The organism is Mesorhizobium sp. M0174 (assembly GCF_040322275.1).
In the GTDB taxonomy this organism is placed as follows: domain Bacteria; phylum Pseudomonadota; class Alphaproteobacteria; order Rhizobiales; family Rhizobiaceae; genus Mesorhizobium.
Window position 1 is genome coordinate 215,668 of record NZ_JAMYTB010000004.1, and the last position, 15,673, is coordinate 231,340.

A 15,673-nucleotide genomic window follows, 5' to 3' on the forward strand; every position below is an offset into this window, starting at 1 on the left:
GGAGGGCATTGCCGGCCGAGCCAAGATTTCGGTTGCCCGCGCGCGCGTCTTCGAGAAAACTGACAAAGGTCGATTGGACCTTGCGCAAACGGATATTCTCGATGGCTACCCGAGGTTTCTCTTCCGGACGAAAGCCGCCGACGGATACGGGTGCACGTATCCCGCCGGGGCAATATCTCGAGCAAGGTTTCCCGGTCCTGTCGGCCGGCCCGACGCCGCATGTTCGCACCGAGGATTGGTCGTTCACGCTTAAGCACGGGCCGCGGCCGATCAAGAAGTGGAACTGGGCCGAGTTCAACGCGCTGCCCCTGACCAAGATGACGCGCGACATCCATTGCGTCACCGCATGGACCAAGTTCGACACGGCGTGGCAGGGCGTGCTGGTCGACGACATCCTTGCCGACGCCGGCATCGAGCCGCCCACCGCCTTCACGCTGGCGTTGGGTTTCGACGGCTATTCCACCAACGTGCCAACGAAGGATCTTACCGGCGGCAAGGCGATGGTGGCGCTGCTTTACGAGGGCAAGCCGATCACCCCCGACCATGGCGGCCCGGCGCGGCTGCTGGTTCCGCATCTCTATTTCTGGAAATCGGCCAAATGGCTGAACGGGCTGCAGTTCACCGAGCGTGACGAGCCGGGTTTCTGGGAGTTGCGAGGCTATCATATCTATGGCGACCCGTGGCGCGAGCAGCGCTACACGAACGATCCATGAGCGACGCACCGGCGGCGCAGTCGCCCTGGCAGATAGTCACCATCACCCGCATCCAAAAGCGCACGCCGCGCGTCACCAGCTTTTTCCTGCAGCCGTCGCGGCCCTTCGCCTACCGTGCCGGACAGCATGTCGATGTCAGGCTGACGGCGCCTGACGGTTATCAGGCGCGGCGCTCCTACTCCATCGCCTCGGCACCGGAGACCGGCGAGACCATCGAGCTGGCGATTGAAAAACTCGAGGACGGCGAGGTCTCGCCGTTCTTTCACGAGATCGCGGCAGTGGGCGACGAGTTCGAATTGCGCGGGCCGCTCGGCGGCCATTTCGTCTGGTCCGACGGCGATGGCGGACCGCTCCTGCTCGTCGGCGGTGGGTCGGGCGTGGTGCCGCTGATGTCGATGGTCCGTCACCGGGCGATGCGGGGGTCTCTGGTTGCCGCCGCCCTGGTGGTTTCGGCGCGGGTCTGGGACGAGATGATCTTTCGCGACGAGCTGATCGACCTCGCCGAGCGCCGGGATGGCTTCGACCTGGTGCTGACGCTGACGCGCGAGCCGGCCCGCCGTCCGGCGGATTATGCGCGGCGGGTCGACGCCGCGATGATGGTGCAAGCCATGACCAGGCTGCCCGCGCCGCCGAAGCTGGCCTTTGTCTGCGGCTCGAACGCATTCGTGACGGCCGCCGCCGAGGCACTGATCGATGCCGGGGTGCCTGCGGCTCTCATCCGCACCGAACGCTACGGGGTCTGACCCGGTTCTGCTTGCCCGGTTGCTGCCTTTGCCGGCCGGCCTAAACGGGCCGAAACCGGCAGAACGGCGAGGCCGCGCTTGGCTGAAATGGTTAACGATTCGACAAACAACCTCGGCTGCGACTTTTATCGGTTTAAAAAATCGAACCGAACGGTTCGTTTCTGTTGACAATGCGTGCAGGACGCTGTGAACGCTGCCTCCCAAGTCACCTTGCAGCCAGACCGAGGCGATGGGCTATCTTGTTGACATTAAACGATAAAAATGTGGCGAAGGGAATCCGTGGCGCAATTTCAAGGTGTAGATTCTTGGTCCACACCAAACAACTTCGTGATTGGAAACTGGCCATTGGCTTTCCCACATCGGGGCGGTCCGAACGACGCGAACTCCTCCCAAGACACGCCGCTAGACGGACTGAGACTAAGATACTGGAGTACTAAAATGAAAAAGATCGCTCTTGCCGCCGTCGCCGTTTTGGCCATCACCGGAAGCGCCCTCGCCGGCAGCGACAATTATGGTTCCAATGGTGCGAACCAGCCTGCCGCCTCGGGCGACAGCTCGTACACGGCTTCCATTCAGAAGCCGGCTGATGCTGACAAGCAGCCTGTTCAGGGCGCCGACCGGAACCTCTTCGGCAACAACTAACAGCCGATCCCAGCATCAGGGCGGCGGGCATATCCGCCGCCCGGGATCTGAAAAAATTCAGGAGTATTGAAATGAAAAAGATCTTTCTTGCCACCGTCGCCGTTTTGGCCATCACCGGCAGCGCTTTCGCCGGCAGCGACAATTATGGTTCCAACGGAGCCAACCAGCCGGCCGTCGCGGTCGACAGCTCGTACACGGCCTCCCTCAAGAAGTCGGATCAGGCTGAAAGGCAGCCGGTCGGCCAGGGCGCCGATCGCAACCTCTTCGGCAACAACTAACAGCCGATCCCACCATCAAGGCGGGCGGGCATGCCCGCCGCTTTGATCCGAAATCCAGGAGTATCCAAATGAAAAAGATTGTTCTTACTGCCGCCGCTCTCTTGATTGCCGCCGGCGGCGCTTATGCCCAAAACGACAATGTTGGCGGGACCGACATCAATAAGCAGTCGACCGTCAATGTCGACAAGACGCAGACATATTCGGTGCGTAACAGCAACTCGCCGATCTACAAGTTGCTGAATTCGTCTGGCGATGTGCCCAAGTCCGCGCCTCAGGGCGCCGACCGCAACCTCTTCGGCAACAACTAACAGCCGAACCGGAATTAAAAACACGAGCGGCGGGCCATGCCCACCGCTCGTGTCTTTTGCGTGGCGGAAAAACGCCTGCCTCAAGCCGCCTTTGCTTCTGCTTCATGGAGCGCGAAGGAGTGTCCGTCCGCGTCGAAAATATGCAGGTCGCCGGCATCCGCCGTCAGCCGCATCGACGCCCCGCGCTTGACCTCGACATTGCCCGGCAGCTTGGTCACCAGCGGCAGGTCGGCGCGGCCGATGTCGACATAGACGAGTTGGACCTCGCCGAGCTGCTCGACATAGTCGACCGTCCCTTCGAACAAATAGTCGGCGCCGGCTGCGGTCATCAGATCCTCCGGCCGCACCCCGAAGCTCACCGCAGCGCCTTTCGCCGAGGCAGGCGTTGCGATCGGCACCGTTGCCTTGCGGCCGCCGACATGGCTGACGACCGTCGGATTGCCGGTCCTGTCGATCGTCGCCGGCAGGATGTTCATCGCCGGCGAGCCGATGAACTGGGCGACGAACAGATTGCCGGGCCGCTTGTAGAGCTCCATCGGCGTGCCGACCTGTTCGATATGGCCTTCCTTCAGCACCACGATGCGGTCGGCCAGCGTCATGGCCTCGACCTGGTCGTGGGTGACATAGATCATCGTTGTGGCCGGCATCGATTCCTTGAGCTTGGCGATCTCGATGCGAGTGGCGACGCGCAGCGCCGCATCGAGGTTGGATAGCGGCTCGTCGAACAAGAAGACCTTGGGATTGCGCACGATGGCGCGGCCGATGGCGACGCGCTGGCGCTGGCCGCCCGACATCGCCTTGGGCAGGCGGTCGAGATATTTGGTCAGCTGCAGGATCTCGGCCGCCTGGCGCACCCGCTTGTCGATCTCGGCCTTGCTTTCCTTGCCGATCTTCATCGAGAACGCCATGTTGTCGTAGACGGTCATGTGCGGATAGAGCGCATAGGACTGGAACACCATCGCGATGCCGCGCTTTGACGGCGGCACGTCGTTGACAATCTCGCCGTCGATTTTGAGCTCGCCTGAGGTGATCTCCTCCAGCCCGGCGATGCAGCGCAGCAAGGTCGACTTGCCGCAACCAGACGGACCGACGAAGACGATGAATTCGCCCGACTTTATGTCGAGGTCGACGCCGTGCAGAATGTTGAGATTGCCATATGATTTCCTCACTTGCCTTAGCGTGACATCGGCCATGGTACTCTCCAGTTCTTCCTTGAATTCAGTCGATACGCCCGAACCAGGCGCCGTAGCCGCCGAGGCGGATAGTGCCGGCGCCAGTCTGTCCCGAAAACCCGTGTCCCGGCAAGGGCTGCAGTGAGCGGCCGCCAAGATCGACCTCGGCCGGCTTTGCGCCGAGATTGAAGGCGCAGACGATCTGCTCGTTGCCTTCGCGGCGTGTGAAGGCGACGGTGTCGCCGTCGCTTTCGATGAACTCGATATCGCCCTTGGCCAGTGCCGGATGAGCACGGCGGAAAGCCAGGAAGCGCCGGTAGTGCTCGAGCAGCGAGCCGTCCTTGCCTTGCTGCACATTGACCGCTTGCGCAAGGTGCTTGGCCGGCACCGGCAGCCAGGGCTTTGCCGTCGAGAAGCCGCCATTGCGGGCAGCGCCGTCCCAAACCATTGGTGTGCGGCAGCCGTCGCGGCCCTTGAATTCCGGCCAGAAACGGATGCCGTATGGGTCCTGCAGATCCTCGAAGCTGAGTTCGGCCTCGCTGAGCCCGAGCTCCTCGCCCTGATAGATGCAGACCGAGCCGCGCAACGACATCAGCAACGCCGAGATGACCTTGAGGTACGCGGTCGGGTCCGGCTCGCCGGCTGCCCAGCGCGAGGCAGGGCGCATCACGTCATGGTTGGAGAAGGCCCAGCACGACCAGCCGTCGCTGGCCACCTTGCCGAAGGTTTCCAGCACCGAGCGCACCTTTGCCGCGCTGATCTTCTCCGGCGCCAGGAAGTCGAAGGAGTAACACATATGGACGCGCTTGCCGCCGGCCGTATAGGCCGCCACGACTTCCAGCCCACGCTGCGAATCGCCGACCTCGCCAACCGCGGCCGTCGCCGGATATTCGTCGAGCAAGGCGCGGAAGCGTTCGAGGAAGCCGAGGTTTTCAGGCCGGCTCTTGTCGTAGAGATGGTCCTGGTAGTTGTAGGGGTTGACGGCCGGCGCCGTCTGGTCGTTGCGCTGCTCGGGCGGCAGCGGCGGATTGTCTTCCAGGCCCTGGCTGTGGAAGTAGAAATTGATGGTATCGAGGCGGAAGCCGTCGACGCCGCGCTCCAGCCAGAAGCGGGTGACGTCGAGCAGCGCATCCTGGACCGCGCGGCTGTGGAAATTGAGGTCGGGCTGCTCGGCCAGGAAATTATGCAGGTAATATTGCTGGCGGCTGGTGTCCCACTGCCAGGCCGAGCCGCCGAAGATCGAGAGCCAGTTGTTGGGCGGCGTGCCGTCCGGCTTGGCGTCCGCCCAGACATACCAGTCGGCTTTTGGATTGCTGCGGCTGGAGCGGCTCTCCTTGAACCAGGGATGGACGTCGGCGGTGTGCGAGAGCACCTCGTCGATCATCACCTTGAGGCCAAGCCGGTGCGCCTCGGCGGTCAGCGCGTCGAAGTCCGCCAGCGTGCCGAACATCGGATCGACATCGCAATAGTCCGACACGTCGTAGCCAAAGTCCTTCATCGGCGATTTGAAGAACGGCGAGATCCAGATGGCGTCGACGCCGAGCGAGGCGATATAGGGCAGCCGGTCGATAATGCCCCTGAGGTCGCCGATGCCGTCGCCGTTCGAATCCTGGTAGCTGCGCGGGTAGATCTGGTAGATCACGGCACCTCGCCACCAGTCGCGATCGATAGCGAGATCGGGCTTCGGGGTGGCCTTCAAAGCGGATTGCATGATCTCAACCTCCTTTCACCGAGCCGGCAAGCAGCCCGCGGACGAAATAGCGCTGCAGCGAGAAGAACACGATCAGCGGCACGATGATGGTAACGAAGGCCGATGTCGTCAGGATCTCCCAGTCGCCGCCGCGCGAGCCGAGCAACGCATTGAGCTTGGCGGTCAGCACGATCTGGTCGCCCTCGGTACCAAGGAAAACCATCGCTACCAGCAGATCGTTCCACACCCAGAGAAACTGGAAGATGGCGAACGAGGCCAGCACCGGGAACGACAAGGGCAGCACGATCTTGACGAAGATCTCGAAATCGCTGGCCCCGTCGATGCGCGCCGACTCCATGATCTCGCGTGGCAGGCCGGCGATATAGCTCCTCAACAGATAGATGGCGAAAGGCAGGCCGAAGCCGGTATGCGCCAGCCAGATGCCGAGATAGGTCTTCGATGGCACGCCGAAGAAGCTGCCGACGCCGTTGTAGAGCTTCAACAGCGGGATCAGCGACATCTGCAGCGGCACGACCAGGAGGCCGATGATGACGGCGATGAGCAGGGCCCGGCCAGGAAAGCGCATCCAGGCCAGCGCGTAAGCGGCGAACGCGGCGATCAGGATTGGAATGACAGTCGCCGGAATGGTGACGGTCAGCGAGTTCATGAAGGAGCGGCCGATGCCTTCCGAAAACAGCACCGTGTCGTAATTGTCGGTGGTGAATTTCGGCGGCGCCGAGGAGGCGTAATAGACGCGCTGGCCGCGTTCGCCTTCGAAAGCCTTCGGCGAGGTCATGACGAAACTGCCGTTGGCATTGAGCTGCAGGGTCACGCCCTCGCCGAGATCGGCTGTCGTGCCGGCGGGATATTGCGTCGGCGCTGCCGACTTGACGCCGAAGGCGCTGATATTGCGGGCCGGGCCGTCGCCGAAGATGTTGCCTTGCAGGACGAACTTGCCGTCCTTCTCGACCTGCGCCGACGCGGGCGGCAGCCGTCCGGCTTCCGTCTGGCTGGAACTGGTGAACGAGTTCCACCAGCCCGAAGCGATGATCTGGTCCTTGTCGCGCAGCGACGAGACCAGAATGCCGAGCGTCGGGATCGTCCAGATCGCAACGAAGATGAAGACGGCGATATGGACGCCGAAACGGCTGACAAAGGACTTTCCGGTCGCCACGGCCATCTCAATGTCCCTCCGTCTCTTTGTTCGCCTGGCGGATGTTCCAGACCATGATCGGAATGACCGCTATCATGATGATGATGGCGATGGTGGCGCCGCGGCCGAAATCGCCGCCGCCGCGGAACATCCAGTCGAACATCAGATTGGCCAGCACCTGGCTGTTCCACTGGCCGTTGGTCATGGTCAGCACGATGTCGAAAACCTTCAGCACCAGGATGGTGATGGTGGTCCAGACGACGGCGATGGTGCCCCAGATCTGCGGCACCATGATCTTCCAGAAGATCTGGAAGGGGTTGGCGCCGTCGATCACGGCGGCTTCCAGCGTCTCTTCCGGAATGCCGCGCAAGGCCGACGACAGGATGACCATGGCAAAGCCGGTCTGGATCCAGATCAGGATGACCATCAGGAAGAAGTTGTTCCAGAACGGCAGCGATATCCAGACCTGCGGCTGGCCGCCGAAATACTGGATGATGGCGTTGAGCAGGCCGATCTGTGTCTGGCCCTCGCCGCGATACTCGTAGATGAATTTCCAGATGACGCTGGCGCCGACGAAGGAGATGGCGAGCGGCAGGAAGATCAGGCTCTTGGCGATGGTGCCCCACCAGATCTTGTCGGTGAGCACGGCGATGATCAGGCCGAGGAAGGTGCAGGCGGCTGGCACCACCGCCAGCCACATGATGTTGTTGAGGATCGAATTGCGGAACTCACGGTCGCCGAACGCCCATTGATAGTTGGCCAGGCCGACGAAATGGGCGCCGCCGCGATCGAGGAACGACAGCCTCAGCGTCTCCACCACCGGGTAGATCAGGTAGATAGTGAGGATGATCATCGCCGGGCCGACGAACAGCCAGGGCCGGATCACCCCCTGCCAGCGCAGATTGTCGATCGCCGCCTTGCCGGAAACGCCGCGTGCCGGAAAGATCGTGTCGAGTGCCTTGTTGGCACCCCAGAAATAGGCGACGCAGCCGCCCACGCCGATGATGATGACGAATATCGCCGAAAAAATCTGAGCCGCCATGGGTCCCTCCCCCTGCGCACGGATCCGCCAGTCGAGAATGGCTTTGGCGACGGGATCATGCGCCGATTCAGTTGTCTGGAGCGCGACCAGCCGAAAAGCAGGTCACTGGGCGCGCGTCATGCCGGAATGCGTCGTGCTCACGACAATCGACGCGACGCCAGGCACCGAAGAAGGTCCGGGCCGTTTGAGGCCCGGACCGCATCACATGGGACTCGAGCCGGCCGCTTACTTGATCGCGTCCCAGCTTTTCTGGATGTCGGTGGCGACGTCCTGGGCGGACTTGCCACCGACCAGGTCGATCATGCCGGTCCAGAACGCGCCGGCGCCGATCTTGCCCGGCATCAGGTCGGACCCATCGAAGCGGAAGGTCGAGGCGTTGGCCAGGATCTCGCCCTGCTTCTTCAGCGCGTCGCTGGCATAGGCGTCCTTGTTGACCGACTTGAACGGCGTCACGAAGCCGCCCTGTGCCATCCAGATCTCATGAGCGAGCGGCAGCTTCAGGAATTCGATGAACGCGCGGGCACTCTTGCTATCTTTGGTGATCATGGCCAGCGTGCCGGCGCCGAGCACCGGAGTGCCGAGCTCGGGCTTGGAGGCGTAGGGCGGGTAATAGAAGAAGTCGGCATCCTCGCCGATCTTGGTGCCTTGCGGGAAGAAGGTCGGGATGAACGATGCCTGGTGGTGCAGATAGCATTTCGGCGGCACCGAGAAGAGGCCCTTCGGGCTGTCGCGGAAATCGGTCGCCGCAACCGCCTTGGCGCCGCCCTCGACCATCTTGTCGTCGGTCGCGATCTTGCCGAAAATGTCGATGGCGTTGACCACGGCCGGATCGTTGAACGGAATTTCGTTCTTTACCCATTTGTCGTAGATCTCGGGCGTCTGGGTGCGCAGCATGATGTCTTCGACCCAGTCGGTCGCCGGCCAGCCGGTGGCGCCGCCCGAACCAAGCCCGATGCACCATGGCGTGCCGCCGTCGGCGATGATCTTCTTTTCGAGCTCGGCAAGCTCTTCCTGCGTCTTCGGCACCTTGTAGCCGGCTTCCTCGAAATTGTCCGGCGAGTACCAGACCAGCGATTTCACGTCGGCCTTATAAGGAAAGGCGAAGAAGCCGGGCTTGCCGTCCTTGTCCTTGAAGGTGCCGAGGTCGACCCAGGATTGGCCCGCGCCGTAATTGTCCTTGACCCAGTTGGCCGTGTCGTCGCCGAGCGGCGTCAATAGGCCTTTCGATGCCAGATCCTGGATCAGGCCCGGCTGCGGCAGCACGGCGATGTTGGGCGGGCTGCCAGCCTGCGTGTCGATGACGATCTGCTGCTCGTAATTCTCCGACGAGGAATACTTGATCTCGGCGCCGGTGGCTTCGGAGAAGTAATCGAGAACGGTGCGGATAAGCCCTTCGTCCTCGCCGCGCCACGGCCCGAAGATCGTCAGTGTCTCGCCCTTGAGGTCGACCTTCTTGAGCTCTTCGTAGTTGGCCCAGTTGAAACGGGGATCTTCGCCCGGCTTGAACTTCAGTTCGGCTTGCGCGGGCATGGCCAGGGCGAGCGTGGCAAACGCAGCGCCCAGCAGAAGCATTTTTTTCATCGGTATTCCCTCCCAGTGGTGACAAACACCGAACGAAACCTCCATTCCGTCCGCCGGCGCCGCAGGACTGTGACTCAGTCGGAAAGGAACTGCAACCTTTCGTGGAGTCTTCCAAAGCGCTTTGGTCATTTTTGATCTCGCCACTGAATTGATCGCGAGTCAAGAGGAAGCCAGGCTAATCGATTTAATTTCTCCGGCCGGGTGCCGGCAAAAGTGCGCTGCAGCACAGTTTTCTGGCGGTGCAGCAGCAAATTCGGCTTCAAACCGGTCCGAACCGTGCGTATGGTCACTGCGCTCGGCAACGCGGCCAGATCGTTTCAGATTAAAAGCGCTTTGAGGTTTGGAGGCCTCCGGTGAACCTCAAGCAGCTCTCCCACATGCTAGCGCTTTCGCAGACCACGGTGAGCCGCGCATTGAACGGCTACCCGGAAGTCAACGAGGAAACGCGCCGGCGGGTGGTCGATGCCGCCAAGCGTCATGGCTATCGCCCCAATCCGAGCGCCCGCCGGCTGGCGACCGGCAAGACCGGCATGATCGGCTATGTGCTGCCGACGGGAACGACCGTTGATATCGACCCGCATTTCGTCGAGTTCCTGTCCGGCCTCGGCGACTATGCGCGTTCGCACGAGCTCGACCTGGTGCTGTCACCGGCCGATGCCGACGACCAGGAGACGACCTACCGCCGCATTGTTGCCAACCGGCAGGTCGACGCGGTCTATATCTCCTCGCCGAGGCCGGCCGACCGCCGGGTGGCGCTGGTCAATACGCTCGGCATTCCCTTCATCGTCCACGGCCGCAGCGAAGGCTTCGATTTCGACTATCCCTTCACCGACATCGACAATGAAGGCGCCTTCCACGAGGCGGCGCGGCTTCTCGTCCAGCTCGGTCACAGGCGTCTGGCGCTTATCAATGGCGACGATCGCGAGACCTTCGCCATACATCGCGAGCGCGGCGTGCGGCGCGCGCTTGCGGCAAGCGGCCTGGTGCTTCGTGATCAGCATGTCTGTTCCCTGACAATGACCGAGGAGAACGGTTATCGCGCCGCCAGGCGTCTGCTGGAACAAAGCGACGCGCCGACGGCGATCGCCTGCTCCAGCCTGATCATGGCGCTCGGCGTGGTGCGCGCGGTGCGCGATCTCGGCCTGACCATTCCGGGCGACCTGTCGCTGATCGCCCATGACGACGTCTTTCCCTGGCTGAAGCCGGAAAATTTTTCGGTGCCGCTGTCGACGACGCGTTCATCGATCCGCCTGGCCGGCGCACGCATCGCCGAACGGCTGGCGGCGCGGATTTCCGGCTTGGAGGAGGGCGCTCGCGGCGAGGTCTGGCCGGTCGACCTGGTGGTCAGGGGATCGGTCGCCGGCGCACCGGCCTAGGGATCAAAACTCAATTACCCTGAGCGACCGAGTTCGAGCCCATATCGGTCATTTGAGGTAACCGGCCGATTGAGTTTTGCCCCCAATATCTGATGCCCAACATTATGCAGCGGCTTCGGGAGAACGGCATGACGCCGACCGGGCGGCCATCCGGAATGCCGAAGCGCACCAGCGTGTTGCCGAGCAGCCGCCTTGGCGCAGTCGGCGTCGGCAGCACGTCCCCGGTTCAGGCAGTCGATCTCCGCCTGGGTGAGGTTAGGATCGTTGGTTTGTGCGACGGCAGACGTGGCGAAGATTGTAATCGTCGCCGTCAATCGAACGACCGCCTTAGCCGCCATCAGCCGGTTTCCTTCCCTCCAGGGCAGCTTCGGTGAAAGGCTGGGCGGCAATAAGGCCAAGCAGTTTCTGATAGTCGGCGGCGGTTTTGGCCGGAACGCCGAGCCGGAAAACGCCGTCGGCGGTGGGCCCGCCGGCGATCGTCAACTGGTTCTTGTCGAGAAAAGCGACGATGTCGGACAGCTTCGCATCCGGTTTGAACTTCACAAGGGCAAACGGCATTTTGGCCAGATCGTCGTCCGATCCGGCAATCTCGAAATCGCCATCTCTGTTGCCGGTCTGCACAAAGGATTGCGTGACGACCAGGGCCAGCAGCACCGCGGCCGCGGCCCAGGCAATGCCGGCGGGCGCCGCCATGAAGCGGCTCCAGGCCTGCGCCAGCCAGGACGATGCCGCCGGCCCGCGGGCGGGGCCGGCCTCGGCATCGAGCGCCTTGGCAAAGCGGCTGAGCGCATCGGCAGGCGGGCGGATTGCCTCGTTTGCGGCAGCGGTGCCGGAGAATTCGGCCTCGGCCTCGCCTAGTGCGGCCATCGCCGCCGGATCGCTTGCCAGCCATTCCTCGATGGCTTCGAGCTCGGTGCCCTCCAGCGAGCCGTTCAGATAAAACGGCAGCAGCATTTCCATTTCGTCGCGGCGCGACATCTTTTCAGCGGCGCTCATGGCCACCCCCTGTCGTAACCGGCGGCCTTGAGGGCTTCGCCGAGTTTCTTGCGGGCGAAGAACATCCTGGTCTTGACCTGGCGACCGGGATGCCGAGTACCTCGCCGATCTCGCTCACCGATTGCCCGTGATAATAGGCAAGGTCGATCACCGTACGGTGCTCTTCCGGTATGGCATCGATGAAGCGTCGCAAGGCAGCGGCCTTGTCTTCTTTCATCGTCACGATTTCCGGCGTGTCGGCACCGTCGGCGATATCGTCGGCCATCAGTTCCGATCCCGTCTGGCGTGCGGCGAAGCGGTAGACGCGCGCGTGGTGGCGCATGAACAGGAGCCGCACGGCGGCACGGTCGCCCTTCGCGACGCGCTCGACGAGCGCGCGATCGGTCTCCGCGGCAGTCATCGCCGGTCGAGCCGCCTGGCTCCTGCCTGCTCTGTCGCTGATCGGCCCAAAAAGGTTCACCGCATCCGCCGGTATATTTGCGGAGGCTAACTGAAGAGCGGGAGCGTCGCCAGAGGGAGAAGAGGGCGCGCGCTCAACTCAGGAACGGCTTTGCCTTCATGGTGACCGGCACCGGCACGCCGAGGCGCGCAAGCACTGTCGGCGCGAGCTGCAGCTGATCGAGCAGCGTATTGGCCTCCGGGCCCTCGCCCGATCCGAAGTAATAAAGTGCGAAATCCTGCATCTCTTCGTCGTGGCCACCGTGATGGCCGCGATCGGTCTGGCCATGATCGGCTGTGACGATCACCTCGTAGCCGGCCTCCCGCCAGCGCGGCAGGAAGCCGGCGAGCATGGCGTCTATTGCATAGACGGCATGATCCATCTCGCGGCAGTCATGGCCGAACCGGTGGCCCATCGAGTCCAGCGTGCAGCTGTGCAGGATGCCGTAGTCGATGCCGTAGCGCCTGGTCAGCAGGGTCAACGTCGCGAACAGGTCGACGTCGCTCGGCGTCATCTGGTTGCTGGCGTTGTAGCCGGTCATGGTGTGGAACCGGCCATGGCTGATCGGCCTGCCCGGCTGGTCGAACTCTATGTCCTCAACCAGGTCGAACGGATAGGCTCGGAAGAATTCGGACCAGTAGGAATGGGTGACCGCACCCGTCTTGCCGCCGGCCCTACTGACTTCGGAAAAAATGTCCGGCTGTTCGACGCGAAACCGGTTCTCGTTGGACAGGATGCCGTGCACTTGAGGCGGCACGCCGGTGTGGATCGAGGCATAGCAGGATGCCGAGGTCGACGGCAGCACGGAGCGCATCTTCCACACGCGCGCGTCGCCGGATTGCACCCAGCCTTCGAGATTGCCCATCAGCCGTCGCCAGTTCCGGTAAGGCACGCCGTCTAGGATGATGAGCAGAAGTTTTGTGTTGAGCGCCAAGGGCGCCTCCATGCGGCTTGATCGGAAAAGTCAGGGCGGGCCTGCCGTTCAATCCACGCCCGGACAGGATCGTCGGGCACAAGGGGCAGCCGGCTAGTTCCCCGCGCTGGCCATGCGCCGTCCCTTGATCGCTTTCTCTAACCAGCCAATCTCCATTTCGGGCACCGACGACAGCAAAAGGTCTGTGTAGGCGTCGAACGGCGGCGTCAGAACCTTGCTCTTGGGGCCGTAGCGCACCACCTCGCCGCGATACATCACCGCGATCGAATCGGCGATCGACTTCACTGTTGCGAGATCATGAGTGATGAACAGATAAGCGACGTTTTCCTCTTTCTGCAGCTCGAGCAACAGCTCCAGTATGCCGTGGGCCACCAACGGGTCGAGCGCCGATGTCACCTCGTCGCAGATGATGAGCTTCGGCTTGGCGGCGAGCGAACGAGCGATGCAGACGCGCTGCTTCTGGCCGCCCGAAAGCTCGGCCGGATAGCGGTCGACATAGCCTTTACCCATTTCGATCTTGTCGAGCAGTTCGGCGACCCGTTTGTCGCGCTCGCGCCCGCGCATCCCAAAATAGAATTCCAGCGGCCGGCCGATGATGGTGCCGACCGTCTGGCGCGGATTCATCGCGACATCGGCCATCTGATAGATCATCTGCAACTGGCGCAGATCCTCCTTCGGCCGGTCGGCAAGCCGGTTGGCGAGCGGCCGTCCGTCGAAGGTGACGGTGCCTTGTTCGGGCGGCAGGAGGCCGGTGATGGCGCGCGCCAGCGTCGATTTGCCGGAGCCGGACTCGCCGACCACCGCCAGCGTCTGGCCCGGGAAAATATCGACCGAGACGTTCTTCAGCACCTTGATGTGGCTGCGGCCATAGGCGGCGGTGATGTTCTTGACCGACAGGAACGGGCTCGGGCCGGGCTTCTGCTCCTGATGTTCGATCTCATGCACCGAAACCAGCGCGTTGGTGTATTCCTGGCGCGGCTCCTTGATGATCTGGCGCGTGCCGCCCCATTCGACCAGCCGGCCGTGGCGCAGCACCATGATCTCGTCCGAGACCTGGGCGACGACGGCAAGGTCATGGGTGATGTAGAGTGCCGCCACATGCGTGTCGCGGATGGCATCCTTGATCGCCGCTAACACGTCGATCTGCGTCGTCACGTCGAGCGCCGTGGTCGGCTCGTCGAAGACGATCAGGTCGGGTTCCGAGCACAGCGCCATTGCCGTCATCACGCGCTGCAGCTGACCGCCCGACACCTGGTGGGGGAAGCGCTCGCCGATGCTTTCGGGGTTCGGCAGGCTGAGCTTCTTGAACAGCGCCACGGCGCGCTTTTCGGCTTCGGCCCGCGTCGCCGTACCGTGCAGGAGTGCTGCCTCGACCACCTGGTCCATCAGCCTGTGCGCCGGATTGAAGGCCGCTGCCGCCGATTGCGCGACATAGCAGACCTCGCGGCCGCGCAATTTGCGGAACCCTTCGTTGCCGCCCTTCAGGATGTCGCGGCCATTGAGGATGACCTCGCCGCCGGTGATGCGCACGCCGCCGCGGCCGTAACCCATCGACGACAGGCCGATGGTCGATTTGCCGGCGCCGGACTCGCCGATCAATCCGAGCACCTTGCCCTTTTCGAGCGTCAGCGAGACATCGTGCACCAGCACGATGTTCTTCGGCGCCTCGCCCGGCGGATATACCGTGGCCTCGATGCGCAGATTGCGGATGTCGAGCAGCACGCCGGACTTCGGTTGCCCGGGCTTCGGTTGCCCGGGCTTCGGTTGCTTGTCGGCCATTACCCGCGTCCTCCCTTCAGGCTTGTCGTGCGGTTGAGCACCCAGTCGGCGACGAGATTGACGGAAATTGCCAGCGCTGCGATCGCCGCCGCCGGAATGAGGGCGGCGCCTATGCCGAAGACGATGCCATCCTTGTTTTCCTTGACCATGCCGCCCCAATCGGCGTCCGGCGGCTGCACGCCAAGACCGAGGAAGGACAGCGTCGACAGGAACAGCACGGCATAGATGAAGCGCAGGCCGAGTTCCGAAACCAGCGGCGACAGCGCGTTGGGCAGGATTTCGCGAAAGATGATCCAGCCGCTGCCTTCGCCGCGCAATTTGGCCGCCTCGACGTAATCCATGACGTTGATGTCAACGGCGACCGCCCTCGACAGGCGGTAGACGCGGGTCGAGTCGAGAACGCCCATGACCAGGATCAGCGTCACCAGATTGGATGGCAGCACCGACAGCACGACAAGGGCCATGATCAGCGTCGGGATCGACATTAGGAGATCGACGAGACGCGACAGCAGCGTGTCGAACCAGCCACCGAAAACCGCTGCCGAGAAGCCGAGGATGGCGCCGAGCGAGAACGACAGCGCCGTCGCCAGCACCGCGATGAACAGAGTGATGCGGGCGCCATAGATCATGCGCGACAACAGATCGCGGCCGAGATTGTCGGTGCCCAGCCAATGCGCCGCCGACATTGGCTCCCAAGGGACGTCGCTGACGATCTCGGCATTGCCGTGCGGCGCGATCCACGGCGCAAAGATCGCCGCCAACACAAACAGCGCCGTCAACACCAGTCCGACCAGCGCCGGGATGGGAATGCGTTTGATGACGAGCAT

15 protein-coding genes and 1 pseudogene are annotated in these 15,673 nt (G+C 62.9%); 6 read left to right on the plus strand and 10 right to left on the minus strand.

Annotated elements, in window-relative coordinates; genetic code table 11:
- The first annotated feature begins 101 nt into the window (after nt 1-101).
- From NKJ13_RS10540 to NKJ13_RS10560, 5 genes are all read left to right on the plus strand, one after another.
- Complete coding sequence (locus NKJ13_RS10540) at nt 102-713, plus strand: molybdopterin-dependent oxidoreductase (protein WP_352480239.1); 612 nt, start codon at nt 102-104, stop codon at nt 711-713.
- Complete coding sequence (locus NKJ13_RS10545) at nt 710-1,456, plus strand: FAD-binding oxidoreductase (RefSeq protein ID WP_352736824.1); 747 nt, start codon at nt 710-712, stop codon at nt 1,454-1,456. The genes NKJ13_RS10540 and NKJ13_RS10545 overlap by 4 nt, the downstream gene beginning before the upstream one ends.
- Nucleotides 1,457-1,894: 438 nt before the next feature.
- Nucleotides 1,895-2,098, plus strand: a complete 204-nt coding sequence (locus tag NKJ13_RS10550; protein WP_352736826.1) for a DUF680 domain-containing protein — start codon at nt 1,895-1,897, stop codon at nt 2,096-2,098.
- Between the two features lie 71 nt (nt 2,099-2,169).
- Nucleotides 2,170-2,376: a DUF680 domain-containing protein gene (locus NKJ13_RS10555; RefSeq protein WP_352736828.1), complete on the plus strand. Its 207-nt coding sequence runs from the start codon at nt 2,170-2,172 to the stop codon at nt 2,374-2,376.
- 68 nt (nt 2,377-2,444) lie between these two features.
- The gene (locus NKJ13_RS10560; protein WP_352736830.1) at nt 2,445-2,684 is read left to right on the plus strand and encodes a DUF680 domain-containing protein; all 240 of its coding nucleotides are present in this window, start codon (nt 2,445-2,447) and stop codon (nt 2,682-2,684) included.
- 80 nt (nt 2,685-2,764) lie between these two features.
- On the opposite strand, the gene NKJ13_RS10565 is transcribed toward NKJ13_RS10560, so the two are convergent.
- The 5 genes from NKJ13_RS10565 to NKJ13_RS10585 all read right to left on the minus strand — a co-directional run bounded on the left by NKJ13_RS10565 (nt 2,765) and on the right by NKJ13_RS10585 (nt 9,322).
- Entirely contained in the window at nt 2,765-3,877 is a 1,113-nt protein-coding gene (locus tag NKJ13_RS10565; RefSeq protein WP_352736832.1) for an ABC transporter ATP-binding protein, read from the minus strand.
- Between the two features lie 25 nt (nt 3,878-3,902).
- Entirely contained in the window at nt 3,903-5,567 is a 1,665-nt protein-coding gene (gene bglA, locus NKJ13_RS10570) for a beta-galactosidase BglA (RefSeq protein ID WP_352736834.1), read from the minus strand.
- A gap of 4 nt (nt 5,568-5,571) precedes the next feature.
- Nucleotides 5,572-6,726 carry a carbohydrate ABC transporter permease gene (locus tag NKJ13_RS10575; protein ID WP_352736836.1) on the minus strand — a complete coding sequence of 385 codons (1,155 nt, stop codon included), beginning with the start codon at nt 6,724-6,726 and terminating at the stop codon, nt 5,572-5,574.
- A 1-nt stretch (nt 6,727) separates the two neighbouring features.
- Complete coding sequence (locus NKJ13_RS10580) at nt 6,728-7,741, minus strand: carbohydrate ABC transporter permease (RefSeq protein WP_352505917.1); 1,014 nt, start codon at nt 7,739-7,741, stop codon at nt 6,728-6,730.
- A gap of 225 nt (nt 7,742-7,966) precedes the next feature.
- On the minus strand, nt 7,967-9,322 hold the full coding sequence (locus NKJ13_RS10585; protein ID WP_352686578.1) for an ABC transporter substrate-binding protein: 1,356 nt from the start codon (nt 9,320-9,322) through the stop codon (nt 7,967-7,969).
- A gap of 353 nt (nt 9,323-9,675) precedes the next feature.
- Here NKJ13_RS10585 and NKJ13_RS10590 point away from each other — a divergent pair, with 353 nt between their 5' ends.
- Nucleotides 9,676-10,698 (plus strand): substrate-binding domain-containing protein, encoded by a 1,023-nt coding sequence (locus tag NKJ13_RS10590; protein ID WP_031213013.1) that lies wholly within the window; start codon nt 9,676-9,678, stop codon nt 10,696-10,698.
- A gap of 327 nt (nt 10,699-11,025) precedes the next feature.
- Here NKJ13_RS10590 and NKJ13_RS10595 read toward each other — a convergent pair whose 3' ends face one another.
- From NKJ13_RS10595 to NKJ13_RS10615, 5 genes and pseudogenes are all read right to left on the minus strand, one after another.
- A complete protein-coding gene (locus NKJ13_RS10595; protein WP_352686581.1) occupies nt 11,026-11,694 on the minus strand; it encodes an anti-sigma factor in 669 nt (222 codons plus the stop codon).
- Nucleotides 11,691-12,094: pseudogene (locus NKJ13_RS10600) on the minus strand (sigma-70 family RNA polymerase sigma factor). Before NKJ13_RS10600 ends, NKJ13_RS10595 begins: the two are co-directional and overlap by 4 nt.
- A gap of 133 nt (nt 12,095-12,227) precedes the next feature.
- Nucleotides 12,228-13,067 (minus strand): alkaline phosphatase family protein, encoded by an 840-nt coding sequence (locus NKJ13_RS10605; protein ID WP_352686584.1) that lies wholly within the window; start codon nt 13,065-13,067, stop codon nt 12,228-12,230.
- A gap of 93 nt (nt 13,068-13,160) precedes the next feature.
- Nucleotides 13,161-14,846: an ABC transporter ATP-binding protein gene (locus NKJ13_RS10610; RefSeq protein ID WP_352736838.1), complete on the minus strand. Its 1,686-nt coding sequence runs from the start codon at nt 14,844-14,846 to the stop codon at nt 13,161-13,163.
- Complete coding sequence (locus NKJ13_RS10615; RefSeq protein WP_254816006.1) at nt 14,846-15,673, minus strand: ABC transporter permease; 828 nt, start codon at nt 15,671-15,673, stop codon at nt 14,846-14,848. The genes NKJ13_RS10610 and NKJ13_RS10615 overlap by 1 nt, the downstream gene beginning before the upstream one ends.